At 71.8% G+C, this 24,152-nt stretch carries 26 protein-coding genes and 1 pseudogene; 10 read left to right on the top strand and 17 right to left on the bottom strand.

Annotated elements, in window-relative coordinates:
* Window positions 1–35 precede the first annotated feature (35 nt).
* Window positions 36–995, top strand: a complete 960-nt coding sequence (locus tag ABD299_RS17700; protein ID WP_425581360.1) for a M23 family metallopeptidase — start codon at window positions 36–38, stop codon at window positions 993–995.
* A 167-nt stretch (window positions 996–1,162) separates the two neighbouring features.
* Window positions 1,163–2,332, top strand: a complete 1,170-nt coding sequence (locus ABD299_RS17695; protein ID WP_344263531.1) for a CapA family protein — start codon at window positions 1,163–1,165, stop codon at window positions 2,330–2,332.
* Here the strand turns inward: ABD299_RS17695 and ABD299_RS17690 are convergent.
* On the bottom strand, window positions 2,322–3,158 hold the full coding sequence (locus tag ABD299_RS17690) for an ABC transporter permease (protein WP_344263529.1): 837 nt from the start codon (window positions 3,156–3,158) through the stop codon (window positions 2,322–2,324). The genes ABD299_RS17695 and ABD299_RS17690 overlap by 11 nt on opposite strands.
* Window positions 3,155–4,132 carry an ATP-binding cassette domain-containing protein gene (locus ABD299_RS17685; protein WP_344263527.1) on the bottom strand — a complete coding sequence of 326 codons (978 nt, stop codon included), beginning with the start codon at window positions 4,130–4,132 and terminating at the stop codon, window positions 3,155–3,157. Before ABD299_RS17685 ends, ABD299_RS17690 begins: the two co-directional genes overlap by 4 nt.
* 154 nt (window positions 4,133–4,286) lie before the next feature.
* On the opposite strand from ABD299_RS17685, the gene ABD299_RS17680 reads away from it, so the two are divergent.
* Window positions 4,287–5,045 (top strand): TetR/AcrR family transcriptional regulator, encoded by a 759-nt coding sequence (locus ABD299_RS17680; protein WP_344263525.1) that lies wholly within the window; start codon window positions 4,287–4,289, stop codon window positions 5,043–5,045.
* Window positions 5,046–5,055: 10 nt separating this feature from the next.
* Here the strand turns inward: ABD299_RS17680 and ABD299_RS17675 are convergent, their stop codons facing one another.
* Both ABD299_RS17675 and ABD299_RS17670 read right to left on the bottom strand, forming a co-directional pair.
* Complete coding sequence (locus ABD299_RS17675) at window positions 5,056–5,727, bottom strand: enoyl-CoA hydratase-related protein (RefSeq protein ID WP_344263523.1); 672 nt, start codon at window positions 5,725–5,727, stop codon at window positions 5,056–5,058.
* 383 nt (window positions 5,728–6,110) lie between these two features.
* A complete protein-coding gene (locus ABD299_RS17670) occupies window positions 6,111–6,677 on the bottom strand; it encodes an AAA family ATPase (RefSeq protein ID WP_344263521.1) in 567 nt (188 codons plus the stop codon).
* Here ABD299_RS17670 and ABD299_RS17665 point away from each other — a divergent pair.
* Window positions 6,562–7,773 carry a hypothetical protein gene (locus ABD299_RS17665; protein ID WP_344263555.1) on the top strand — a complete coding sequence of 404 codons (1,212 nt, stop codon included), beginning with the start codon at window positions 6,562–6,564 and terminating at the stop codon, window positions 7,771–7,773. The genes ABD299_RS17670 and ABD299_RS17665 overlap by 116 nt on opposite strands.
* 145 nt (window positions 7,774–7,918) lie before the next feature.
* Here the strand turns inward: ABD299_RS17665 and ABD299_RS17660 are convergent, their stop codons facing one another.
* The 3 genes from ABD299_RS17660 to ABD299_RS17650 all read right to left on the bottom strand — a co-directional run bounded on the left by ABD299_RS17660 (window position 7,919) and on the right by ABD299_RS17650 (window position 10,150).
* The gene (locus tag ABD299_RS17660) at window positions 7,919–9,022 is read right to left on the bottom strand and encodes a helix-turn-helix domain-containing protein (RefSeq protein WP_344263520.1); all 1,104 of its coding nucleotides are present in this window, start codon (window positions 9,020–9,022) and stop codon (window positions 7,919–7,921) included.
* A gap of 82 nt (window positions 9,023–9,104) precedes the next feature.
* Entirely contained in the window at window positions 9,105–9,323 is a 219-nt protein-coding gene (locus ABD299_RS17655; RefSeq protein ID WP_344263518.1) for a DUF397 domain-containing protein, read from the bottom strand.
* On the bottom strand, window positions 9,320–10,150 hold the full coding sequence (locus ABD299_RS17650; RefSeq protein WP_344263516.1) for a helix-turn-helix domain-containing protein: 831 nt from the start codon (window positions 10,148–10,150) through the stop codon (window positions 9,320–9,322). Before ABD299_RS17650 ends, ABD299_RS17655 begins: the two co-directional genes overlap by 4 nt.
* A gap of 136 nt (window positions 10,151–10,286) precedes the next feature.
* On the opposite strand from ABD299_RS17650, the gene ABD299_RS17645 reads away from it, so the two are divergent.
* Both ABD299_RS17645 and ABD299_RS17640 read left to right on the top strand, forming a co-directional pair.
* On the top strand, window positions 10,287–10,490 hold the full coding sequence (locus ABD299_RS17645; protein WP_344263514.1) for a hypothetical protein: 204 nt from the start codon (window positions 10,287–10,289) through the stop codon (window positions 10,488–10,490).
* Complete coding sequence (locus ABD299_RS17640; protein ID WP_344263513.1) at window positions 10,490–10,762, top strand: DUF7848 domain-containing protein; 273 nt, start codon at window positions 10,490–10,492, stop codon at window positions 10,760–10,762. Before ABD299_RS17645 ends, ABD299_RS17640 begins: the two co-directional genes overlap by 1 nt.
* Window positions 10,763–11,293: 531 nt before the next feature.
* On the opposite strand, the gene ABD299_RS17635 is transcribed toward ABD299_RS17640, so the two are convergent.
* Complete coding sequence (locus tag ABD299_RS17635; protein WP_344263512.1) at window positions 11,294–12,451, bottom strand: acyl-CoA dehydrogenase family protein; 1,158 nt, start codon at window positions 12,449–12,451, stop codon at window positions 11,294–11,296.
* A 145-nt stretch (window positions 12,452–12,596) separates the two neighbouring features.
* Between ABD299_RS17635 and ABD299_RS17630 the strand changes: the two genes are divergently transcribed.
* The gene (locus ABD299_RS17630) at window positions 12,597–13,940 is read left to right on the top strand and encodes a UDP-glucose dehydrogenase family protein (protein WP_344263511.1); all 1,344 of its coding nucleotides are present in this window, start codon (window positions 12,597–12,599) and stop codon (window positions 13,938–13,940) included.
* Between the two features lie 27 nt (window positions 13,941–13,967).
* Here ABD299_RS17630 and ABD299_RS17625 read toward each other — a convergent pair whose 3' ends face one another.
* Window positions 13,968–14,501: a CGNR zinc finger domain-containing protein gene (locus ABD299_RS17625; RefSeq protein WP_344263509.1), complete on the bottom strand. Its 534-nt coding sequence runs from the start codon at window positions 14,499–14,501 to the stop codon at window positions 13,968–13,970.
* A gap of 136 nt (window positions 14,502–14,637) precedes the next feature.
* Here ABD299_RS17625 and ABD299_RS17620 point away from each other — a divergent pair.
* A pseudogene (locus ABD299_RS17620) lies at window positions 14,638–14,973 on the top strand (VOC family protein); the annotation flags it as partial.
* A gap of 33 nt (window positions 14,974–15,006) precedes the next feature.
* Here ABD299_RS17620 and ABD299_RS17615 read toward each other — a convergent pair.
* The 6 genes from ABD299_RS17615 to ABD299_RS17590 all read right to left on the bottom strand — a co-directional run bounded on the left by ABD299_RS17615 (window position 15,007) and on the right by ABD299_RS17590 (window position 19,782).
* The gene (locus tag ABD299_RS17615; RefSeq protein WP_344263507.1) at window positions 15,007–15,618 is read right to left on the bottom strand and encodes a TetR/AcrR family transcriptional regulator; all 612 of its coding nucleotides are present in this window, start codon (window positions 15,616–15,618) and stop codon (window positions 15,007–15,009) included.
* A 32-nt stretch (window positions 15,619–15,650) separates the two neighbouring features.
* Window positions 15,651–16,802, bottom strand: a complete 1,152-nt coding sequence (locus ABD299_RS17610; protein ID WP_344263551.1) for an NAD(P)/FAD-dependent oxidoreductase — start codon at window positions 16,800–16,802, stop codon at window positions 15,651–15,653.
* 5 nt (window positions 16,803–16,807) lie between these two features.
* Complete coding sequence (locus ABD299_RS17605; protein WP_344263505.1) at window positions 16,808–16,981, bottom strand: rubredoxin; 174 nt, start codon at window positions 16,979–16,981, stop codon at window positions 16,808–16,810.
* Window positions 16,981–17,145 carry a rubredoxin gene (locus tag ABD299_RS17600; protein ID WP_344263503.1) on the bottom strand — a complete coding sequence of 55 codons (165 nt, stop codon included), beginning with the start codon at window positions 17,143–17,145 and terminating at the stop codon, window positions 16,981–16,983. The genes ABD299_RS17605 and ABD299_RS17600 overlap by 1 nt, the downstream gene beginning before the upstream one ends.
* Complete coding sequence (locus ABD299_RS17595; protein WP_344263501.1) at window positions 17,142–18,329, bottom strand: alkane 1-monooxygenase; 1,188 nt, start codon at window positions 18,327–18,329, stop codon at window positions 17,142–17,144. Before ABD299_RS17595 ends, ABD299_RS17600 begins: the two co-directional genes overlap by 4 nt.
* 244 nt (window positions 18,330–18,573) lie before the next feature.
* Window positions 18,574–19,782: an LCP family protein gene (locus ABD299_RS17590; RefSeq protein WP_344263499.1), complete on the bottom strand. Its 1,209-nt coding sequence runs from the start codon at window positions 19,780–19,782 to the stop codon at window positions 18,574–18,576.
* Window positions 19,783–19,879: 97 nt separating this feature from the next.
* On the opposite strand from ABD299_RS17590, the gene ABD299_RS17585 reads away from it, so the two are divergent.
* Window positions 19,880–20,419 (top strand): acyl-CoA thioesterase, encoded by a 540-nt coding sequence (locus tag ABD299_RS17585; RefSeq protein ID WP_344263497.1) that lies wholly within the window; start codon window positions 19,880–19,882, stop codon window positions 20,417–20,419.
* A gap of 36 nt (window positions 20,420–20,455) precedes the next feature.
* Here ABD299_RS17585 and ABD299_RS17580 read toward each other — a convergent pair whose 3' ends face one another.
* Window positions 20,456–21,364 (bottom strand): DNA-3-methyladenine glycosylase family protein, encoded by a 909-nt coding sequence (locus ABD299_RS17580; protein ID WP_344263495.1) that lies wholly within the window; start codon window positions 21,362–21,364, stop codon window positions 20,456–20,458.
* A gap of 25 nt (window positions 21,365–21,389) precedes the next feature.
* Entirely contained in the window at window positions 21,390–22,937 is a 1,548-nt protein-coding gene (locus ABD299_RS17575) for a peptidoglycan recognition protein family protein (RefSeq protein WP_344263493.1), read from the bottom strand.
* A 125-nt stretch (window positions 22,938–23,062) separates the two neighbouring features.
* On the opposite strand from ABD299_RS17575, the gene ABD299_RS17570 reads away from it, so the two are divergent.
* Window positions 23,063–23,815 (top strand): TIGR03089 family protein, encoded by a 753-nt coding sequence (locus ABD299_RS17570; RefSeq protein WP_344263491.1) that lies wholly within the window; start codon window positions 23,063–23,065, stop codon window positions 23,813–23,815.
* The last annotated feature ends 337 nt before the right edge of the window (window positions 23,816–24,152 follow it).

Genomic DNA, 24,152 nt, shown 5'->3' with positions numbered 1-24,152 from the left:
GCCCCCGGGCGCGTCGCATATCCCGCATTTCCCTGATGCTCACCGCCGGCGGCGCCGGCGTGGCGCTTCCGCTGGTGGCCGCCGGCCAGGCGAACGCCGCCCCCGCCGTGGCCCCCGCCGCGGCGTTCGGCTCCGGTCCGGTGGTCTCCGCCGCGGCTCCGCAGGCCGCCGCGCCCCAGACCTTCGTGCAGACCGCCGCCCCCTCCACCGTCGCCGAGGAGAGCGGTTCCTACACCGTCGTCAGCGGGGACACCCTCTTCGGCATCGCCACCGCTCAGGAGGTCGAGGGCGGCTGGCAGGGCCTGTACGAGAGCAACCGCGAGGTCATCGGGGGCAACCCCGACCTGATCCACCCCGGCCAGGAGCTGTCCCTGGACGGCCAGGCGGTGCTGCCGCGGCAGAAGGCCGCGCCGAAGACCGAGCACAAGGCGAAGCCGAAGCACGCCAAGCCGAAGGCCGAGTCGAAGCCCGCGCCCAAGGCCGAGCCGAAGGCGGAGCAGCAGGAGAAGCCCGCGGCCTCCGCGCAGTCCTCGGCGCAGTCCTCCGCCGGCAGCGCGGCCGCCCCGGCGGCCCCCGCCGCCCCGGCCGCCACCGGCTTCACCGCCCCGGTCGCCGCCTCGCCGAGCACCGCCTACGGGGCCACCGGCTCGCTGTGGTCCAGCGGCTACCACACCGGCGTGGACTTCTCCGCTCCCTCCGGTGCCCAGGTGAAGGCCGTCACCAACGGCACGGTCGTCTCGGCCGGCTGGGGCGGTGCGTACGGCAACGAGGTCGTCATCCGGCACAACGACGGCCGCTACAGCCAGTACGCCCACCTGTCGGCGATCTCGGTCTCCGCCGGCCAGTCGGTCTCGGCCGGCCAGCAGATCGGTCTGGTCGGCTCGACCGGCAACAGCACGGGCCCGCACCTGCACTTCGAGGTGCGCACCGGCTCCGGCTACGGTTCGGACATCGACCCGCTGGCCTACCTGCGGGCCAACGGGGTCAGCATCTGACCTGACGGCGCCACGCGTCCTACGGGCCCTTCCCCGCCGCACGACGGGGAAGGGCCCGTAGGCCGTCCGGAGTGTCAGAACATGCGAGACAGTAACGCATACTGTCAGATCTTCATATGAATAATGCGTTTGCCGCACCCGCCCGCATCACACGGACAATCCTCCTCGTGCTCCTCGTGGCCCTGCTCCCTGTCACGGCCTGCACCGGCCACTCCGGTGCCGGCACCGGAGCCGGCGGTGCTCCACCCGGCGACGACCCGCCCCCCGTCGTGGAACCCAGGGAGTTCACCCTGGTCGCGACCGGCGACATCCTCCTGCACGAGCGGCTGTGGAACCAGGCCCGCGACGACGCCGCCCAATCCGGCGCGGGCCCCGAGGACTTCGCCCCGCAGCTCGCCAGGATCGCCCCTGTCGTCTCGGGCGCCGGCCTGGCCGTCTGTCACCTGGAGACCCCCCTCGCCCCCGAGGGCGGCCCCTACCGCGGCTACCCCATGTTCTCCGGCCCGCCCACCATCGTCCCCGCCCTCGTGAGCACCGGCTACGACGCCTGCACCACCGCCTCCAACCACACCTTCGACGCCGGGGCCGAAGGCGTGGACCGCACCCTGGACCTCCTGGACTCCGCCGGCCTCGCCCACGCCGGCTCCGCCCGCAGCCCTGAGGAGGCGGAACGGACCACCCTGATCGAGGCGGACACCCCGGCGGGGCCGGTCACCGTCGCACTCCTCTCCTACACCTACGGCTTCAACGGCATCCCGCACCCCGGCGGGGACGCCTGGCGCGGCAACCTCATCGACGAGGACCGCATCCTGACCGACGCCGCCCGTGCCCGGAAGGAGGGAGCGGAGTTCGTGGTCGCCGCGATGCACTGGGGCGACGAGTACCGGCACGAGCCGAACCAGGACCAGCTGGAGACCGCCCCGCGCCTGCTGGCCTCCCCCGACATCGACCTGCTGCTCGGCCACCACGCCCACGTCGTCCAGCCCGTCGAGCACATCGGCGGCAAGTGGGTCGTCTACGGCCTGGGCAACCTGATGTCCGCCCACCGCAAGCCGGGGCAGCCGCAGCAGGAGGGGCTGCTGGTGCGCTTCACCGTGACCGAGAACCGGGACGGCGGGGGGTTCACCACCACCGGCGCCGAGTACCTGCCGCTGCTGCAGACCGACGCCTTCCCGGTCGGGGTGGTCGATGTCGCCGCCGCGGTGCTCGACGGCGGCGACCCCGGAACCGCCGGGCCCGGAGAACTGGCCACAGCTCTGGAGCGCACCACCGACATCGTCGAGAGCCGCGGCGCGGCCGAGCACGGCCTCACCCTGCTGCGGGAGGTCAGCGACTGAGCCGCTGGTACCGGCGGACCGCCGGCGGAGCGAACACGGCGATCAGCAGCACCGGCCATACCACGGCCGGCACCAGCGGGTGCTGGGCGATCCACGACTCGCCGCCCGTGCCCGGGTTGCCGAACAGCTCCCTGGCGGCCGCCGCGGTGGACGACAGCGGGTTCCACTCCGCCACCGTGCCCAGCCACCCCGGCATCAGCTCCGGAGCCACGAACACGTTGGACACCGCCGTCAGCGGGAAGGCCAGAGGAAAGACGATCACGCCCACCAGGTCGGGGTCCGCCACCATCAGCCCCAGCCAGATGCCGACCCAGGTGACCGCCACCCGCAGCAGCAGCACCAGCGCCACCGCCAGCAGCGCGGGCCCCGCGCCGCGATGCCACTGCCACCCCACCAGCAGCCCGCAGCCCAGCAGCAGGACCATCTCCAGCAGCGCCCGGAACAGGTCGGCGGTGCCGCGCCCGGTCAGCAGTGCCGAACGCGCCACCGGCATGGACCGGAACCGGTCCGCGACGCCCCGCCGCACGTCCGAGGCCACCGCGGTGGCCGTGGCCCCCATCCCGTAGAGCATCGTCATGACGAACACCCCCGGCAGCAGGAACTCGCGGTACCCGCCCCCGTCGGGCACCGTCATGCCGCTGCCGAAGACATAGCCGAAGACCAGCACGAAGAGGATGGGCAGCGAGAAGTAGATGCCGATCTCCTCCGGGGACCTGGCCAGGTGCGCCATGTTGCGGCGGGTCATCGTCCAGCCGTCGGCCGCCGCCCGGCGCAGCCGCGAGGACGGCCCGGCCGGGGCCGGGCCCGGGGTGGTGAGAGCGGTCATGACGGAACCCTTCCGGTTTCCGGTGCGCCCGCGCGGCGCCCGGTCAGGTGGAGAAACGCCTCGTCCAGGGTCGGGCGCCGGGACCCGATGTCCTCCACGGTGATCCCGGCGTCGTGCAGCGCCCGCACGGTCTCGGTCAGCGCCGTCATGCGGTCGGCCACCGGTGCCCCGATGCGGCGCAGTTCCCGGTCGCTGACGGGCGGACCCGCCGCCACCCGGGCGACGAGCCGGGACACCTCGGGCAGGTCGGCAGCCTCCCGCGCCACGACTTCGAGGCGGTCCCCGCCGGTCCTCGCCTTGAGTTCGTCCGCCGTCCCCTCGGCGACCACCCGGCCGGCGTCGATCACCGAGATGCGCCGCGCGAGCCGGTCGGCCTCCTCCAGGTACTGGGTGGTCAGCAGCACGGTGGTGCCGCCGGCCGCCAGCTCGCGGACGGTGTCCCAGACCTGGTTGCGGCTGCGCGGATCGAGGCCGGTGGTGGGCTCGTCCAGGAACAGCACCCGAGGGGTGCGGATCAGACTCGCCGCCAGGTCCAGGCGGCGGCGCATGCCCCCCGAGTACTGTCCGGCGGACCGGTCGGCGGCCTCGGCCAGCCCGAACCGCTCCAGCAGCTCCTCCGCCCGCAGCCTTGCGGCGCGGGTGCCCAGCTTGAACAGGCGCCCGAACAGGATCAGGTTCTGCCGCCCGCTGAGCGTCTCGTCGACCGCCGCGTACTGCCCGGTCAGCGCGATCCGCTCGCGCACCCGCTCCGCGTCCCGCCGCACGTCCAGCCCGCAGACCCGGGCGCGGCCGGAGTCGAAGCGCAGCAGGGTGGCCAGCACTCTGACGGCCGTGGTCTTGCCGGCCCCGTTGGGCCCCAGCAGGCCGTGCACCGTGCCGGCCGGCACGGTCAGGTCGAGCCCGTCGAGCGCCCGCGTCGGGCCGTAGCGCTTGCGCAGCCCGGCGGCGATCACCGCGTTCTGTTCCGTCGTCATCTCCCTCTCCCCACGGCTGTGAGCGCCGCACCGGATAACTGTGTACGGCGTACAGTTAAGTCTACGGCATACACAGTTTTAGGATGGCGCCCGGGACCCGACGAACCGGCCGCGAGCGTTCTCAGGAAGCCGCTGCCACGAACCGAGGAGACGCATGGCCGGCGAGCGGCCCGCACAGCGCGACCTGCAGCACACGCTCCGGCTGCTGTGGCGCGCCCAGGAACCGCCCCGGCGCGGGCCGCGCGGCAGCCTCAGCCTGGACAAGGTCGTCGCCGAGGCCGTGCGCCTCGCCGACGAGGAGGGGATCGGGGCGGTGTCCATGCGCAGGGTCGCCGAAGGGCTCGGGGTGACCACGATGTCCCTCTACCGCTACGTCCCCGGCAAGGACGACCTGCTGGACCTGATGCTGGAGATGGTCACGGGCCGGCCGGACACCTCCGCCTGGCCGGGCACATGGCGCGGCGACCTGGAGTGCTGGGCGCGCCAGATGCGCCACCGGCTGCACGAGCACCCCTGGATGCTGGACGTGCACATCTCCGGGCCCCCGCTGGGCCCCGACAATCTGGCCTGGATGGAGGCGGCGCTCGGCTCACTGGCGGAGGCCGGCCTCGACGCGCGGGACGCGGTCGGTGTCCTGATGATCCTCAGCGGCTACGTCCGCTCCCAGGCGCTCCTGGAACTCTCGCTGGCCCGTGCCGCCCACCGCACCGGGGTCAGGCCCGAGGAGTGGGGCCGGGTCTACACCGGCATGCTGAGGAACGCCGCCGACGACGGCCGGTACCCCCACCTGATGCGGGCGGTGGAGAGCGGGGCGTTCACCGACGGGGACGAGGACGGGGACGCGGACTTCGAGTACGGCCTCTGCGTCACCCTCGACGGCATCGCCGCCCGCGTCCCGCCCGCCGCCGGCTGACCGGGCGCCGTCAGCCCAGCGGACCGGTCCGCTCCCGCAGCGCGGCCAGCGCGGGGACGTACATGCGGGACTTGATGGTGCCCAGGGTGTCACCGGCCTTGCCCGCCAGGGCCGCGGCCATCTCCACGGCGGTCGCGCGCACCGCGTCCTCCGCCACGGCACGGTCGACGATGCCGGCGGCGAGGGCGTCGTCGCCGCCGTAACGGCGGGCGCAGGTCATCGCCTCGTGTGCGGCCCTCGGGTCGAGACGGGCCTGGATGAGCGCGGACATGCCCGGCGTGAAGGGGATGTTGATGTCCGCCTCGGGCAGGCACCAGAATCCGCGGTCGGCACGCATCACCCGGAAGTCGTGGGACAGGGACAGCATCGCCCCGGCCGCGAAGGTGTGGCCCTGCAGCGCGGCCACCGTGATGAGCGGCAGCGACAGCACCCGGGCCAGCAGCGCGTGCACCGAGGCGACGTACTCCTCGTGCCGGTCGGTGTTGCCGAACAGCCAGTCCAGATCGAGACCGTTGGACCAGAACTTCCCCCGCGCCGCCGTCACCAGGGCGCGCGGCCCCTCGGCCCGCTCCACCTCGTCCAGCGCGCTGTTGACGGCGGCGATCCAGTCGGGGTGGAAACGGTTCTCACCGTCCCCGAGATCGAGGATGAAGACGGAGTCCTCACGGTCGAGAACAGGCATGAAACGCTCCCTCGGTATGGCGGGTCCCGGGACCGGTGCCGCGCGTGCCGGGACAGGCCCCGGACACCTCGGCCGGCCCCACGCCCCTGCGGCACGGACCTCCGGCCGGGCTGCCCCGCGACCCCCGCATATTACTGGCCAGTCACTTCCGTGGACACGCACAGGCCCCACGAGTGCTCCGGACGGGTCGCGGACGCCGCCGCCCACGCGAAGCGGTGGCCCCCTTCGGGAGGTGCGAGGATCGACGAGATCCGCACCTGCCGCCGGGACACAGCGGGCCCGGCGGCGTTCGCAAGCCTTCCGTGGCGATCGGCACCTTGGTGTACTCGAAGCGCCGCCTCTTCGATTTGGGATCCTTTGCGGGCCGCGGAGTTGCCGACGGCTCATGACGCCTGGGCCCTCTCCCTCAGCGAGGCAATCAATTCTTCCCACGCAAGGGACGGGACTGCGCCATATCTTCCGCCCAGATAGCGGCGTTCCACGTTGTGGTCCTTCTTGACGGAGAAATCCGTCAAAGGGTAAAGCTCCGTGGTCCCATCGGTGGACTTCTGTGCCAGCCAAAGGTCTTCGGTGTCGAGTCCATCGCCGGACAGGTGGCCCATCAAGGAGGTGTCGTGCGAGGTGAAGACGAGTTGAGCACCTCGAGGATTCAGCTCGGGCGACTTGAACAGCGCGACGAGAGCGGACGCAAGCTTGGGGTGCAGGCTGGAGTCCAGTTCGTCAACGATGAGAACTCCCCCCTCCTTGATCTCCCTCATTGCGGGCAACGCCAAGGAGAGCCAGGCAATCGTACCGCTGCTTTCGTCGCGGATATCGAGCCTCTTGGCGTCATCGGTGGAAGATCCTTCATGCCAGAAGCTGATCGCCCGCGCGTTGCTGTGCCCCTTCGCCGTCCTGCTGGCCGCACGAGGTCCCGAGCTGCTCTTTCCGGCGGACCCGTTCCGGTACATGCTGGTCTACTTCGTCGGCGTGGCAGCCGCACTGGTGACGCTCCCCGCGGCCATTTCCCTGGCCGTTGCCTCGCTCGGCCGGATCCTCGCCCGCCTGGGTGCCCGGCTCGGCGGCCCCGGCGGTCTTGTCGCGGGGCGCTGGATGTCCGCGCATCCGGGGGTGACTGCCCGCCTCGTGGCGGGGCTGGCCATCGGCATCGGGCTCGTCGGCCAGGTACAGGTCAACGCCAGCAGACTGAGCGAGCCCATGGTCGAGGCGCAGGCGACCGCCGAACGGATCGGCACCAGCGTGGTGACCCTCAAGGCCCCGCAGGATGGTGAACGCTTCGAGAACTTCGCCGCCGCGCTCCCACCGGGCGTGGATGTGGCGGCCCTGTCCGAGCCGGACGCCGAAGGCCACACAACCCTGCACGCCCCCTGCGACGTGCTGACCAGGCTGCAGCTCGGCTGCGTCGCGCGACAGGAAGTCACCGCGGCGGAACCGGACTCCCGGCTGACCGACCTGGCCGTCTGGGCCACCCCCGGAGGGGGGATGACAGCCGTTCCGGGGCCGGTGGACGAGGTCCCCGCTGCGCGGCTGGTGCTGCTGTCGGCATCCGGCGGGGATCTCCCGCTGCCGGAGCTCACTGGCCTTGCGTACCGCCATCTGTCGCTCAGTCCCGGAGTGGAGCCGCTGGGGGGTGGCTGGCTGGTCGGCGCGGCCGAACGCGCCCAGGAGGCCGACTGGGCGATCCTCCTCGGCGTGTTCTCCGTGATCTTTCTCGGGCTGGCCATGGCGTTCAACAACGCCGGAGAGTTCCTTCGGTTCAGCCGCGCGGCCGCTCCGCTGAGCGTCCTCACCGGCCGCAGTCGCCTCCACTTCGCGGCAGCCGGCCGGGCCGTGCTGGTGCCGTTGCTGATCGGCACGGCTCTCGGCCTGGTGACGCACTACTGGCTGGCCACCCCCATGACGACGCCGCTGTCCGGCGGCAGCGTGTCGCTCACCGCTCTGCAGATCATGGGCACCGTCGGTGCGGTGCTGGCGATCTCCGGCTGGGCTGCTGCTTCGGTGCTCTCCGCCGTCCAGGCGCGGAGCTGGCGGCCCCGGGCCGACTGACCGGAGTTGTCCCGTTCAGCCGGCCCCAGGCTGCTCTGCCTGCGCAGTGGTCGGGCGTCACCGGGGTTCTCGTCATGGTGGTCATGACGCCCGAGCGCTGCGTGCGCCTGCCCGGACGGGCGGTTGGTTCTCGCGATCACCGGCCTCACCCGCTGACCTCCTGCATGAGCATCCGCAGGGTCAGGGAGTGCTTCTCCGGTGGCAGCCGGTCGAGAGCGGTCCGCGCATAGGCCACGCCGCCGTCCCGGTCCCCGGCCCGCGCCAGCATCACACCGCGGTGCATCTCCAGGTGCGTGGCAAACCTCGGCAGGGCTTCCGGAAGTTCCTTGCGGGCCGCGTCCTGGGCCTCCACGGCTCGTTTCTCCTCGCCGAGCCGGGCCAGCAGCAGGGACGTGAAGACGTTCATGCGCCACCACGGCACCGCGTAGTCGCTGGTCTGTTCGTAGGAACCCGAGGCATCGAAGACCCGTTGCGCCTCTTCCAGCAGACTCAGCGCCGAGCCGCGGTTGCCCCGGACGGCCGCGGCATGGGCCTTGCCCATGATCGCGTTCAGCAGCCCGAGTGAGGGCTTGTCGCTGATGGCCATGGCCTGGTCGGCGAGCATGTCGGCCACGCCGAGGGATGCCCCTTCATAACCGAGAGCAATGGCCGCGCGGCCCCTCACCCACACCCGGACCTGCCCGTCCCCGGACTCGTCCGCCGCCTGCGCGGCCATGCGGTACCAGCTCACGGCCTTTGAGCCGTCCGACCCCGGGAAGGTCTTGGCGTACAGCATCATGAGCCGTGAGGCGACGGACCAGAGGCGGGGGTCGTCGAGCTGCTGTTGCACCACGACAAGTTCTCCCGCGATCCGGCGCTGGATTTCGGCGGCCCCCAGGCTCATGTACTCCGTGCCGTACGTTGCCAGCTTTTCCTCCCAGCCGTCGGTGGAAGGGCCGCCGCGAAGGCGTGACGCAAACCCCGTGGCCAGGAGATCGGAGGCGACCACGGGAGCTATGGCCGTGGCGGCTGCCTCGCTGAGGAAAGTCCGTCGCTTCACTTCACCCTCCAGGACGGCCAGGGGTACATCAAGAACTGCCGAGAGACACCGCAGGTAGAACGGCCCAGGGGCTACCTGGCAGCGCTCCCAGCGACTGATGTATTCGCGGGTGAGGCTGGTCCCGAACACTTGATTCACCTGCGAAGCCAGCCGTCCCTGACTCCACCCCCGCGCTTCTCGCAGGTCCTTGATCAAGCAACCGATGGCCATGTGTCCATCTTGCCCTCGGGAGCGTGGGCAGACTTGCTCCAAGGTCAGCTCGAACGAAGGGGTCGGCGCGGCATCACTTCTGTCACACGTGCAACTGCCCCTTCTTGATGGCTGAGACGAAGCCGGTCCAGTGGTCCGCTCTGACGAGCAGAGTGGGACCGTCCGGGTTCTTGCTGTCGCGAACAGGAATTATTCCCGAGCCGACGCAAGCCGGTGCCCACTCGATGCAGCTGCCGCCCCCGTTTCCGCTGTAGCTGGACTTGATCCACTTCGCATGAGAGAGGCTGGCTATGGCGGTCACGTCGGAAGTCCCTCCAGTACGGTCCGGATGAATGCCGCCGAATCGCGCGGCGACAGAGCGCAAGCTCTCAGTAGATCGTATGCCCGCTGGCGCTCCCGGACTGCCTCCACGTCTTCGAAGAGCATCCCGGTGGTAATCGCCTCCTCGTAGGCCACTTGAGCCCCATCCTTCAACGTCATGAGCGTGAGCGTGCCACCCATCAAGGCATGCCCCCCGTGTTCGACGGGGAGTACTTGAACGACGCTGTTCGAGGTGAGAGTCAGCGCTTCAAGCTTCGTCACTTGCGCACGCATGACGGCCGGACCGCCGAAGAAGCGGCGCAGTGCCGCTTCGTCAAGGATCAGTGAAAGGTCAGGCGGCGGAGTGGCGTGCAGCAGTGCCTGCCGACTCATCCGGGCTGCCATCAACTGCTCGATCTCTTCGGAGGTAGCCTTCGGATTGGACACCACGAACTGCTGCCGTGCGTAGCCCTCGGCCTGGACGAGTCCGGGCACGATCTGTCCGGCGTACTCCTCGATCAGGCATGCGCGCGCCTCAAGTTCCATGCGGCGACGGAACTGGTCCGGGTGAATCTCCCGGGCCGCGAGTTGATACAGCTCCATGAAGATCCCGTCAGTCCTGAAGGCCACGTCCAGGCGAGGAGGCAGGTCCGGTGGTGGCATCGCCTCCGCGGTCTCGATGCGGGACAAATGACTCCGGCTGATGTTCACGACTTCCGACAGCCGCTCCAGGCTCATGGACGCCCGTTCTCGGTAGGAACGCATTTTCGCGCCGAACAGATGCCGTGCACCTCGATCGGGTGTCAATTCGCGTGAACGTGCGGGCATGGAGTTCCTCCGATCTCCCCAAAGAAGCCATGGGACATGAACCTCTGTTGATCGCCCTCTGAGATGACGACGCTGAGTGGTGCACGGTAATTGATGCCCTGCTGGAGCGCGGGGCGGAATCTACGGAGCGGCAGATATGTCGACGGTACACAGCCAGCGCGCGGCCAGAGGAGAGATCAGCGATGTGGAAGAACACCATGAGCCGCCTGAGCCCGTGGAGAAGAGCTCTGAGGGGGACAGGACGGAACCGCCGACGCTTGATGAGCTGAACGAGCGGCGGGCAGCGCTGAGCGCTCGCATCGCGGAGCATTTCAGGTCTCTTGGGGGAGTGGATGGCTGATGGCTGAGGTTCACGGGTTGCGCTGGTTCGCCGTGCGGGTGGACACCGAACCGGATGCCGAGCCGGAGACGGTGTCGATGCGGTGTGCGGTGTGCGAGGAGTCCGGCCCGGTGGTGGAGTTGCCGGATGATGCCTCCCCGGAGGATTGGGCGGCGGCGCGGCGGGCGGCGGCAGGGTGGGTGCGGGAGCATCGCAGCGGCCATCGGGAGCACTTCACCTATCGGCTGGTGGAGACGCATCCCTGTCGACTGGTGCCGGGGGAATGGCGGTGACGGATCCATGACGCCATGGGCGCGAGGTGACGGCTCGGAGTCCGGGCTCCGAGGGGGAATGGATGCCGGCCGGCCACCGGGCCGGCAGTCGCGGCGCGGCGTTGTGCTGGCCGCGCGGGCGGGCCAGGCACCGGGCGGACGCGCCGGAGCCGCTGGCCGGGAGCTGTCCGTTCCCGGCCGGTAGTCCGCGGCTCGCCGATCCCCGGTGCCCGGACCCTGGCCGTGCGCTTCGGGAGCGGCTCTTCGGACTCCGGTACCAGGAAACGCGGTTGGCCGCGTTGAGGGCGGGGCGGCACGTCGGTGTCGATGTCGTGGCCAAGGCTGTGCGGCGGAGGAGGTGCGATGCCGCTGCCCCCACCGGCCGGAGAGCGGCGCTGTCACGGAACATCCCGGCCTGAAGGGCCCCCGGCGGGTGTCCCGGCAGCGTGGTGCCGGTCGGGCAGACGGACGACGACCCCCGGGCGGTGCCGGGGGTCGTCGCGTCGGTACGGGGAGAGCGGGCCGTGGCCGGTGCCGGCCCCGGGCAGCCCGTTACGGCAGGTTGCGGGCCATGACGATCCGCTGGACCTGGTTCGTGCCTTCGTAGATCTGAGTGATCTTGGCGTCGCGCATCATGCGCTCCACCGGGTAGTCGCGGGTGTAGCCGTAGCCGCCCAGGAGCTGGACCGCGTCGGTGGTGATCTCCATGGCCGCGTCGGAGGCGTAGCACTTGGCGGCGGCGCCGAAGAAGGTGAGGTCGCTGTCCACGCGCTGGGACTTGGCGGCGGCCGCGTAGGTGAGCTGGCGGGCGGCCTCCAGTTTCATCGCCATGTCGGCGAGCATGAACTGCACGCCCTGGAAGTCGCCGATGGGCTTGCCGAACTGCTTGCGCTCGGCGACGTAGCCCTTGGCGTAGTCCAGCGCGCCCTGGGCGATGCCCAGTGCCTGCGCGGCGATGGTGATGCGGGTGTGGTCCAGGGTCTTCATCGCCGTGGCGAACCCGGTGTTCTCCTCGCCGATCATGCGGTCGGCCGGGATGCGGACGTTGTCGAAGTAGACCTCGCGGGTCGGCGAGCCCTTGATGCCGAGCTTCTTCTCCGGCGCGCCGAAGGACACGCCCTCGTCGCTCTTCTCCACCACGAACGCGGAGATGCCCTTGGTCCGCTTGTCGGGGTCGGTGACCGCCATCACGGTGTAGAAGTCGGACACCCCGGCGTTGGTGATCCACCGCTTGACGCCGTTGAGCACCCAGCTGTCGCCGTCGCGGACCGCGCGGGTCTTCATGCCGCCCGCGTCCGAGCCGGCGTCCGGCTCGGACAGGCAGTAGGAGAACATCGCCTCGCCCTTGGCCAGCGGGGTGAGGTACGTGGCCTGGAGCTCGCGGGAGCCCGACAGCATCAGCGGCAGGGAGCCCAGCTTGTTCACCGCGGGGATCAGCGAGGAGGACCCGCACACCCGGGCGATCTCCTCGATCACGATGACGGCCGCCAGCGCGTCCGCCCCGGCCCCGCCGAACTCCTCCGGCACGTGCACGGCGTGCAGGTCGTTGGAGACCAGCGCCTCCAGGGCCTCCTGCGGGAAGCGCCCCTCCTCGTCGACCTCCGCCGCGTGCGGGGCGATCTTGGCCTCAGCGAGTGCGCGTACGGACTCGCGGAGCATGTCGTGCTCCTCGGCCGGCCGGTAGAGGTCGAAGTCTGCGGCTCCTGCCACCTGTCTCACTCCCTGAGCGACGATGCTAACGACTGTTAAGTAACTAGATCCTAGAGCCGCGCCCCCGCCGGGGATACGTGAGCTTGCCGACAACCCGGGGATTATGCTCGGTCAGCGCATCCGCATCGCAGACCAGGAGTCCGGCATGGCCGCCCCCAAGATCACCGTCATCGGCACCGGCTACCTCGGCGCCACCCACGCCGCCGCCATGGCCGAGCTGGGTTTCCAGGTCCTGGGGCTGGACGTGGTGCCGGAGAAGATCGAGATGCTCGGCGCCGGGCGGGTGCCGATGTACGAGCCGGGTCTTGAGGAGATCCTGCGCCGGCACGTCGCCGGCCTGCCCGGCTCCTCCGGGCGGCTGAGCTTCACCACCTCCTACGCCGAGGCGGCCGAGTTCGGGGATGTTCATTTCATCTGCGTCAACACTCCGCAGAAGCACGGCGAGTACGCGGCCGACATGTCGTACGTGGACGCCGCCGTCGAGTCCCTGGCCCCCCACCTCGCGCGGCCCGCGCTGGTCGTGGGCAAGTCCACCGTGCCGGTGGGCAGCGCTGCCCGGCTGGCGGCCCGCATCGCCGAACTGGCCCCCGCGGGCCAGGAGGTGGAGCTTGCCTGGAACCCGGAGTTCCTGCGCGAGGGGTTCGCCGTCGAGGACACCCTGCACCCGGACCGCATCGTCGTCGGGGTGACCAGTGAGCGCGCGGAGAAGCTGCTGCGCGAGGTCTACGCGGGCCCGGTGGCCGAGGGCAGCCCGTTCCTCGTCACCGATCTGCCCACCGCCGAGCTGGTCAAGACCGCCGCCAACGCCTTCCTGTCCACCAAGATCTCCTTCATCAACGCCATGGCGGAGATCTGCGAGGCTGCGGGCGGGGACGTCGCCAAGCTCGCCGAGGCCATAGGCCACGACGACCGGATCGGGAGGAAGTTCCTGCGGGCCGGGATCGGCTTCGGCGGGGGCTGTCTGCCGAAGGACATCCGCGCCTTCATGGCACGTGCCGGTGAGCTGGGCGCCGACCAGGCCCTCACCTTCCTGCGCGAGGTCGACTCCATCAACATGCGCCGCCGCGCCCACATGGTGGAGCTCACCCGGGAGGCCGTCGGCGGTGCCGTCCTCGGCACCCGCATCGCCGTGCTCGGCGCCTCCTTCAAGCCCGACTCCGACGACGTGCGCGACTCGCCCGCACTGAACGTGGCGGGCCAGCTCCACCTGCAGGGGGCGCAGGTCACCGTCTACGACCCCAAGGGCATGGAGAACGCGCGCGCCGTCTTCCCCACCCTGGGGTACGCCCCCTCGGCCCTGGAGGCGGTGCGGGGTGCCGACGCCGTGCTGCACCTGACCGAGTGGCGGGAGTTCCGGGAGCTGGACCCGGAGGTGCTGGGGGAGGCCGTCGCCCACCGCCGGATGCTGGACGGGCGCAACACCCTGGACCCGGCGCTGTGGCGCGAGGCCGGGTGGAGCTACCGGGCCCTGGGCCGTCCCACCGCCTGACGCGGTCCGCCGTCCGGTCCGCCCGGACTACCGCCGCTTGGCGCGGTAGGCGCGCATCTTGGCGCGGCTGCCGCACACCTGCATCGAACACCAGCGCCGCCGCCCCGCCGGGCTGCGGTCGTAGTACGCCCACTGGCAGTCCTCGGCCGGACAGGCCTTGAGCCGCTGCCAGCTGCCGTCCACCTCGGCCCGTGCCACCGACGCGGCGATCCGTGCCGCGAGCTCCCGTGCCCCCGGGGCCGGTGCGGCGGGGGCGAGCGCGGCCCGGCCGGCGCCGTCGAAGCGCACCACGAGCGGTGCCCCGGTGAACCACCGCTCCAGCTCGGCGGCCCGGTCCGCGGGCAGCTCGGCTCCCGCGTGCGCCAGGCACGCGGCGCGCAGCGCCTCGCGCAGCTCCCGCACGCCCGGCAGGTCCTCCGGGCCGAGCGTCAGCCGGTGCCGGGCGGCGAACGCCGCGAGGCCGCCGGGGGCGTCCAGCGTGTCCGTGCCGGCGCCCATGTCCAGGCTGTTCACCAGGTCCTGCACCAGGACGAGGTGCTCCGGCGTGTTCCCTTCTCCCACCCTTGAGACGTTACCGGTAATGCGGCATCATGAGGTTTCGTTACCGGTTGATGGCTGTTGGCGGTAACGCGCGGTCGCCTCCACGGACACCGGCGCGCGACCGGCCGGCAGGAGGCACGAGGAGAGGAAGAGCATCATGGCCGTAGCCACGATGGGCATCACCGTCCTGGACTGCCCGGATCCGAAGGCGCTCGCGGAGTTCTACGCCGCCCTGCTGGACGGCGATGTCACCGGGGAGGGCGACTGGTACGAGCTGGCCGCACCCAACGGTGCGCGCCTCGCCTTCCAGGAGGCGGCGGACCACATCCCGCCGCGCTGGCCGGATCCGCAGGCGCCCCAGCAGCTCCACCTGGACTTCACGGTGCCGGACCTGGCGGCGGCCCGGGAACCCACGCTGGCCGCCGGGGCGCGTCTGCTGGACGACACCCACGAGACGTTCCACGTCTACGCGGACCCCGTCGGCCACCCGTTCTGNCCCCGGCGCGGCCGAGGCCGCCCGGGGGCGTCACTTCCCGTTGAGGGCGTTCTCCAGATACGGGCCGAGGACCTCCGCCATGTCCCGCGCGGTCTCCCGGGGGGTTCCCTCCGGGGAGGCGGCGTGGCTGATCGCCAGCCGGACCAGGTAGTTCGCCAGCAGGCGCAGCGCCTCGGCGTCGGCCGACGGCCAGGAGTCCGTCAGGCTGTCCGCCAGGCGCTTCGTCGCCCCGCTGAGCACCGGCCCCGCCTGATTGGTGACGTAGGGCAGCAGCCCGTCGTCACCGTCACCGGCCACGATCGCCTTGATGAGCGGTTCCTCGGCGGCCGCGGCCAGGAACACCTCGACCGCCGCCGAGATGGCATGGCGCGGCTCGTCGAGGTGACGGGTGAGGGCCTCCTCCACGGCGGTCAGGAACCTGTCGGACTCCCGCAGGATGTAGGCCTGGGCGAACGACTGGCGGGAGCCGAACTCCTTGTAGAGCGTCTGCCTGCTGACCCCGGCCGCCTTGGCGATGTCGGCCATCGTGACCTCCGGCCACGGCTTCACCCTCAGCAGGTCGGTCGCGGCGTCCAGCAGAGAGGTCCGGAGCAGGGCGCGGGCGGCTTCGGCATAGGGGACCCTTGCCGGGGTGGCGGTCATGTCCCCATGATGGTCAGCCCCCGACGGGGGTGTCAAAGAAGTGGACGCTCCACGCGCTCCCGCAGCGCGCGCATCTCCTTGGGCCGGTTGACCGAGACGGCGCCCGTCATCAGGCCGCCCCGGTGGAAGGCCGCCGTGAAGTCCATCCCGTCGGGGTCCCCGTCGAAGCGGATGTCGTCCCCGGCCTCCGGCCAGCCGCAGATCTGCAGGTTCACGCCGTACTGGTCGGACCAGCACCACGGCACCCGGGGCGGACGGGCCGGCCGGCCGAGCATGGCGTGGGCCGCCGCCGCGCCCTGTTCCTGCGCCGCCTGCCAGTGCTCGGCGCGGTAGCGGCCGCCGAGCAGCGGGTTCGGACGGCTGGCCACGTCCCCGGCGGCGAAGACGCCGGGCGCCGAGGTCCCCGCGTGCTCGTTCACGACGATGCCGTCGCCGGTGGTCAGTCCGGCGGCGTCGGCCAGAGCCGTGCACGGGCGCATGCCGATCGCCACGACCACCACGTCGGCCGTCCACCGCCGGCCGTCGGTACCGGTGGCGACGAAGGCCCCGTGGTCCGTCCGCTTCAGGCGCTCCAGCGCGATCCCCGTCCGCAGGTCCACGCCCTGTCGGCGGTGCAGCGAGGCGAAGAGCCGGGCCACCGGGGGCGGAAGCACCCGGGCCAGCGGGTACGGTTCCGGCTCCAGAACGGTCACCGGGCAGCCGAGTGTCCGCGCGGTGGCCGCCACCTCGGCGCCGATCAGACCCCCGCCCACCACCAGAACCCGCGTGCCCGGCACGAGTGCGGCCCGCAGCCGGGCGGCGTCGGCGAGGGTGCGCAGCGTGTGCACGCCCTCCAGTCCTTCCGCGGCCGGCAGCCGCCGGGCCCGGCCGCCGGTGGCCAGCAGGAGCCTGTCGTAGGCCAGCTCGGAACCGTCCGCCAGACCCACCAGCCGCCGGCCGGTGTCCAGCCGCACGGCACGGGTGCCGGTCCGCAGCTCGATACGGTGGCCGGCCCAGTGCTCCGGGGGCCACAGCCGGGTGCGCTCCGGGGCCGTCCTGCCGAGCAGCACGTCCTTCGACAGCGGCGGCCTGCGGTACGGGTGCTCGGGCTCGTCGCCGATGAGTACGACCCGGCCGTCGAAGCCGGCGCTCCGCAGCGTCCGGGCCGCCGTGGCCCCGGCCACCCCGGCTCCGACGATGACCATGGTGCTCACGGGCGTCCGACCTCCGCCATGACGAAGTCCGCCTTCGCGGCCCCGCAGTCCGGGCAGGTCCAGTCCTCCGGGATGTCCTCCCAGCGGGTGCCGGGCGCGATGCCCTCGTCCGGCCAGCCGAGCTCCTCGTCGTACTCGAAACCGCACACCTCGCAGCGGTAGAGCCGCATCAGGGGACCTCCTCGAAATCGATCTTCTCCCGGACCCCGCAGTCCGGGCAGCACCAGTCGTCGGGCACGAGACCGAAGTCGGTCCCGGCCGGGAAACCCTCACGCGGCTCGCCCCGGGTCTCGTCGTAGACGTACTCGCAGACCGGGCACCGGAAGCGGCTCATGCCGCGCTCCGCCGGCGGGCGAGCAGTCCGGCCCGCGCGGGAGGATGGATGTTGGCGAGCTCCACGTCGCCCCCGTAGTGGGCCAGGACGCGCTTGTCCATCACCCGGCGCCACAACGGGGGGAGACAGGCGAGAAGGATCATCGACGCGTACCCGGCGGGCAGTTGCGGTGCCTCGTCGAAGTGCCGCAGGGCCTGGTAGCGGCGGGTCGGGTTGGCGTGGTGGTCGCTGTGGCGCTGCAGGTGGTAGAGGAACACGTTCGTGCAGACGTTGTTGCTGTTCCAGCTGTGCCGCGGCTGCGGACGCTCGTACCGGCCGCCGGGCGTCTTCTGCCGCAGCAGCCCGTAGTGCTCCAGGTAGTTGACCGCCTCCAGCAGGCCGAAGCCGACTACCGCCTGGATCGCCAGGTACGGGAGCACCGCCGGGCCGAAGGCGACGGTCAGGGCGGTGAACAGCACCACGGTCATCAGCCACGCGTTGAGCACGTCGTTGCGCACGTTCCACGGGCCCTTCCCGGAGCGGGCCAGGCGCGCCTTCTCCAGGTGCCAGGCGGAACGCGCGCTCCCTGCCACCGAGCGCGGCAGGAACCGCCAGAACGTCTCGCCCAGGCGGGAACTGGCCGGGTCCTCCCGGGTGGCCACACGGACGTGGTGGCCCCGGTTGTGCTCGATGTAGAAGTGCCCGTAGGCCGACTGGGCGAGGGCCACCTTCGCCAGCAGCCGCTCCAGCTTCTCCTTCTTGTGCCCCAGTTCGTGCGCGGTGTTGATGCCGATGCCGGCCACCACCCCGACCGTGACGGCCAGTCCGATCCGGTCCGTCAGCGACATCGGGGACGTGGTCCACAGCCAGCAGGCGGTCACCAGCGACCCGTACTGCAGGGGCAGATAGAGATAGGTGATCCAGCGGTAGTAGCGGTCCCGCTCCAGGTACTCGATCAGGTCGTCGGGGGGATTCTCCCGGTCCGTGCCGACGAGGACGTCGATCAGCGGGATGAGCCCGAAGACCAGGAGCGGCCCGGTCCACCAGAACAGCCCCAGACCGGTGGCCGAGACCAGCCCCCACGCGATGAAGGGGGCGACGGGGACGACCAGGCCGAGCAGCCACGCGTACCGCTTGCCGTCCCGCCAGGTGACATCTCCCGACGGCTCCGCGGACGGGACGTCCCTTCCGGATGCAGTCGCCATGACCGGCCTCCTCGAAGCGCCATGCGCCAGGTTGACACGAGTGAATGATGGGTCGGGACGCTAGACGTGGGCGCGTCTCGTGTCAACGAGATGGGCAGTAACGCTTGGAGCGTAAAGGTGGTCTGTGGGGGACCATCCGGTATGTCCGGCGGGCGGCCCCGGGGGAGCAGCGCGACGGGCCCCTTCCCAAGCGGGGAAGGGGCCCGTCGCGGGGGCGCGGCCGGAGGTCTGCCGGCCGTCTTCGTCAGTCGTCGGAGACGGTGACCTTCTCGTCGTTCCTGAGCTGGTTCATCAGTTGCTCGGTGCGCTCCATGTCCCACTGCACCGCCGAGCCCTTGTCCGTCTGCAGACCGGGGTTGGCGACCGGGATGTTCATCTGGGTGCCGCCCTCGCCGCTGACCCCGCGCAGGGCCAGGAACATCCGGCCGAGCTGCCAGACGCTCATGTCGTGATCCACGACCAGCGAGTCCAGACTGGCGCTCATCGTGGGGTAGAGCTTGAACGGGTTCAGCAGGGTGCTGGGCTTGGCGACCTGGTCGCCGAGAGCCCCGAGAAACTTCTGCTGGTTCTTGGTGCGGCCCAGGTCGCCCATGGCCTCCTGGTAGCGCTGCCGGACGAACGCCAGCGACTCGGCGCCGTTGAGGTCCTGGCAGCCCTCGGCGAAGTCCGCACCGCTGTTCTTGTCCTTGATGGGCTTGTCGAAGCACATCTCCACGCCGCCGAGCGCGTCCACCACCGAGGCGAAGCCGCCGAAGCCGATCTCGGCGTAGTGGTCGATGCGCAGGCCTGTGTTGTACTCCACGGTCCGGGCCAGCAGTTCGGGGCCCTGGATGGCGTAGGCGGCGTTGAGCTTGTTCTGCTGGGCGGGGATGCGGTTGCCGGACTCCGAGCCGGTGAACTCGGGGATCGTCACCCAGGAGTCGCGCGGCAGGCTGACCAGGGTGTTCCCCTCACTGCCGACGTGCAGCAGCATCATGGTGTCGGCGCGGGCACCCGAGGCGTGGCCGGTGCGCATCTCCCGGCGCTCCTCCTCGCTCAGCCCTTCCCGGCTGTCGGTGCCCACGATCAGGTAGTTGGTGCCCTTGCCGGCGGCCGGCCGGTCCTCCAGCGAGGCGAGGTCGACCTCCCGGCGCAGCTTGGAGTCGGCCCAGAAGTACGTGCCCACGCCGGTCACGAGCAGCACCAGGACCAGCGTCCAGACGACCGTCTTCAGGCGGAGCCCGCGGCCCCGGGGCTCGGGGTAGTCGTCGTACCGGTCCGGGGGCGGCCCGGGATGCTGCCCGCCGCCGCGGTAGGTCCGGCCCTGGTTGTATCCGCCGTCGTACCCGTAGTCGTGACCGCCGGACTGCTGCGGCGGCACGTGCGGCATGACACGGGCGTTCTCCGGGCGCGGACTGGCGCTTCCGCGGCCGTATCCGCCCTCGTCGGTCCATCCCTGGGGCCAGTTGTTCATAGCGCGGAATTCTGCCCGGACATGAGCGCGGTGGACAGGGCGGGGGACGGCTTCGTGGCAGAGCTGATGCAATCAGGGGCGCGCGTAGGGTGGAGACATGAACGACCTCCCGGGCAAGCCGGCCTCCGCGTCGCGCACCACTCTCTCCCACATCATGACGCACAACGACACCAACCTGCTGGGGACCGTGCACGGCGGCGTGATCATGAAGCTGGTGGACGACGCGGCGGGCGCGGTGGCCGGCCGGCACTCCGGCGGCCCGGCGGTGACCGCCTCGATGGACGAGATGCTGTTCCTGGAGCCGGTGCGGGTGGGCGACCTGGTGCACGTGCGGGCGCAGTGCAACTGGACCGGGCGGTCCTCGATGGAGATCGGGGTCCGCGTGTTGGCCGAGCGGTGGAACGAGTCGACACCCGCCGGCCATGTGGGCACCGCCTATCTGGTGTTCGCGGCGGTCGATGAGAACGGCAAGCCGCGCCCGGTGCCGCCGGTGATCCCGGAGAACGAACGGGACCGGCGCCGCCATCAGGAGGCGCAGATCCGGCGCACGCACCGGCTGGCCAGGCGCCGGGCGATCAAGGAACTGCGGGAGCGGCGCGCCGCGGACGGCATGGACCAGCAGTCCGAGACGGTCTGACACGGCGCAGGCGCCTTGGCCCGCCCCGGCGGGCACTCACAGGCGGGCGATGTCACCGCGGGGAAAGCGCGGCGCGCGGCGCGGCGGGGTGCGGCCGGTCAGCAGGATGAGCCGGGTGGCGCGGTGGCGCTGCCCGGCGTAGGGGGCCAGCAGTTCCAGCATGCGCGCGTCGTCCGCGCCGCGGACGCCGGTGAGCGCGTAGCCGACGATGCCCGGCAGATGCAGGTCGCCGACGGTGACGGCGTCCGCGGCGCCGTTGCTGCGCTGCAGGGTCTCGGCGGCGGTCCACGGGCCGATGCCCGGGATCAGCCGGAGCCGGGCCTCGGCCTGTTCCGGCGGCATGGCTGCGGCCTCCTCCAGGCGGGCCGCGTGCCGGGCGGCCCGGACGATGGTCGCGGACCGTTTGCCGTCCACGCCGGCGCGGTGCCATTCCCAGGACGGGATCATCGCCCAGCCGCGCGCGTCGGGCATGACCCGCATGCCGTCGGCCGGGCCCGGGGCCGGTTCCCCGTGCCGGTGCAGCAGCAGACGCCAGGCCCGGTAGGCCTCGTCGGTGGTGACCTTCTGTTCCAGCACCGAAGGGATCAGGGATTCCAGGACCAGTCCGGTGCGGATGAGCCGAAGCCCTCGGTGGCGGCGGCGGGCCTCGGCGAGCAGCCGGTGATGCGGGACGAACGCGTCGGGGTCGTCGTCCGCGCCGAGCAGCGCGGGCAGCGCGTCCAGTGCCCAGTCGGCTCCCGGGCCCCATGCGGTGGCGTGCACGGGCCCGTCGGGTGCGGGGCGGGCGAGGCGCAAGGTGGCCGGGCCCGGCGGAGTGCGGGTGGCGCGCCACAGGGCGCCGTCGGGTGTGCGGCGGAACGCCGGGTCGTACGGCCCGCGCCGCAGCACGGTCAGGCTGCGGCGCAGATCGAGGGGCGCGGGAGGCATCCACTGGCGTTCGGGCATCGCCCGGCCAGGCTACCGGCGGCGGTCATCTGCCCTGGAGCCGGTGGGCGGTGGACCGCACGGCGGGCAGCTTCTGGTAGAGCCGGGCGCCGGGGCACTCGGTGGCGAAGCCGTCCCGGTGCCCGGAGACGGTGTTCAGCGTCACCGTCGTCCCCTTGGGGTACTTGCCGCCGGCGGACGTCCGTTTGCCGCTGCCCTGCGGGTTCACGCCGTACAGGCCCAGTTTCCAGGCGGTGAGTTTGGCCACACCGTCCAGCGCTTCCTTGCTGGGTTCGGTGGACGCGTAGGTGCCCAGCACGGCGATGCCCATGCTGTTGTGGTTGAAGCCGAAGGTGTGCGCGCCCAGCACGGCGTTGACCACGCCGCCGGCCCGGCCCTCGTAGATCTGTCCGCAGCGGTCCACGAAGAAGTTGTAGCCCACGTCGCGCCACCCCTGGCTGCCGGTGTGGTAGCGGTAGATGCTGCGCAGCACCGAGGGGACGTCCTTGCAAGCGTAGTCGTTGCTCATGGCCGTGTGGTGGACGAACGCGGTCTTCACCGTGTCGGTGTAGACGAAGCCGCCGGTGCGCCACCGTTCGTCGGCGCCCCAGCCGGCCCGGGTGACGATGCCGGGGCGGGGCCCCACATGGGGACCGCCGGGTGCCGCGGCGGTCGCGTCGGCCTCGCTGCGGGCCAGGGCCGCGGCCTCGGCCTCCGAGTCGGCCTTGCCGGCGGCCGGGATCCGGGTGGCGCCCAGCGGGGCGAGCCCGGCGTTGGCGGCCGAGCTCTCCCGGGCGCGCTCGCCCAGGCCCTCGACGACGGCCGGGCCGGCGCCGTCCTCACCGCTGTCGTCGCTGTCGCTGTCGCTGTCGTCCGCCGCGGACCGGTCCTGGGCCGCGGTCCCGCCCGCGTCCCCGTCCGGGGAGGGCCGGTCCTCCCGCTCGCTCCAGTAGGCGTCCCAGTAGGTGTCCCCTACGGGATAGCGGGAGGGGGACCCGGCAGGGTCCCCCTCCCCCTCCCCGGCCGGATCTCCGGCCGGGGAGTCACCGGGCGAGACGAGCTCGACCCGGAGGCCCTCGGGAAGCCCCGAGGACGGGGAGGCGGCGCGCTCGCCGCTCTCGGGGAGCACCCGGACCTGCACGGCATCCGCGTCGCCGACCCAGAGGGGGGCGGTGCCGCCGCGCATGCTGCTGCCCGCGGCCTCCTCCGTTCCCGGATCGGGGGCGTGGTCGTCGTGCGCGTCGAGTTCCTGCCAGTCCGACCAGGTGCCGCTGCCGGTCTCCCGGGTGCGGACCTCCACCCGTCCGTGCAGTTCGGCTTCGGGGTCCTGCCAGACGACACCGACCAGCGAGAACGGTTCGACCTCGGTGACGGGAAGCCCGTGTGCTCCCTGGTCGGCACCGGACCGGTTGGCGGACAGCGGCTGGAGCGGCAGGGACTGGGTGCCGCCGGTGTCCCGGGCAGGGACGTCGACGGCCCGCGGTGCCGCGTGTGCCGAGTGCGCCGCGGACTGTCCGGTGTCGGTCAGGGACATCGGGATTATCAGGGCGGCCGCGCACGCGGCGCCGAGTGCGGTAGCGATGAGGGATCTCATGACCTCATCGTGGACAGACCGGGACATAGGTGCCATCCGTGAATTGACACTTTGTAGGAAAATCGCCCGTTCGCTGCGGTCTGTGCCTCGCTCGGCGGTCCCCCGGGCGGCGTACGCTGACGGCGATGAACACCACCGACCGGACCCCCGCCGATCTGCTGAACTCCGCACTGGCCGCGGACGCCGCCCGCCCCCTGGTGACGTACTACGACGACGCCACCGGAGAACGGGTGGAGCTCTCCGTGGCGACCTTCGCCAACTGGGTGGCCAAGACGGCCAACCTCCTCCAGGACGAACTGGGCGCCGAGCCGGGCGACCGGCTCGCGCTGCTGCTGCCCGCCCACTGGCAGACGGCCGTGTGGCTGCTCTCCTGTGCCGCCACCGGGGTGGTGGCGGAGGTCGGCGGAGACCCGGCCGGCGCCGGCATCGTGGTGGCGGGCCCGGACCGGCTGGAGGAGGCGCGTGCGTGCGGAGGGGAGCGGATCGCGCTGAGCCTGCGGCCGATGGGCGCCCGGTTCCCGCAGCCGCCCGGGGGCTTCACCGACTACGCCGTCGCGGCTCCCGGTCAGGGCGATGTCTTCGGCGCCCATGAGGAGCCGGGTCCCGGTGACCCGGCGCTGACCGTGGGCGGGGAGCGGTTCACGGCCGGGGAACTGGTCGCCCGGGCGGCCGGGGACGCCGCCGCCCGCGGGCTCGCGGCCGGCGGCCGCCTGATGTCCTTCCGGGGGTACGACGACTGGCCGGGCCTCTCGGCGGGACTGTTCGCCCCGCTCGCCGCCGGGGCTTCCGTCGTGCTCTGTCCTCGGGCGGACCTGCTGGATGCCGCCGCGCTGGCCGCTCGCGCGGAGAGCGAGCGGGTCACGCACACCGCCGAGTGACGCCCGCCGGCTGACGTCCGCCCCCGGCGCGGGGGCCGGACGGGGCAGCGCGTCCGGGCGCCGGGGAGGTGCCTTGCCCGGCGTCCGCGGGGGCGTGAAATGCCGCCGCCCCGGGTACGGTTCCCCAACGCGGCACCCAACTCCCGATGGTGGCCCGGGCGGAGATGCCGGATGCGACGGCGGCCCGGCGGGCCCGGCCGGAAGGAAAACCGCGCACTGCCGGATTTCCCCAGAGGCCGACAAATATGCCGATAAGCGGCTGAGCCCAATAGAAGTGCATACACCCCGCGTTCGCCTGGGCCCTATCCGTCACCGCCATCGCCACGCGGGGAACCGT

Source organism: Streptomyces sodiiphilus (assembly GCF_039529215.1).
GTDB lineage: Bacteria > Actinomycetota > Actinomycetes > Streptomycetales > Streptomycetaceae > Streptomyces > Streptomyces sodiiphilus.
Note: the sequence above shows the minus strand (reverse complement) of the source record. Positions and strands in the feature narration are given on the sequence as shown.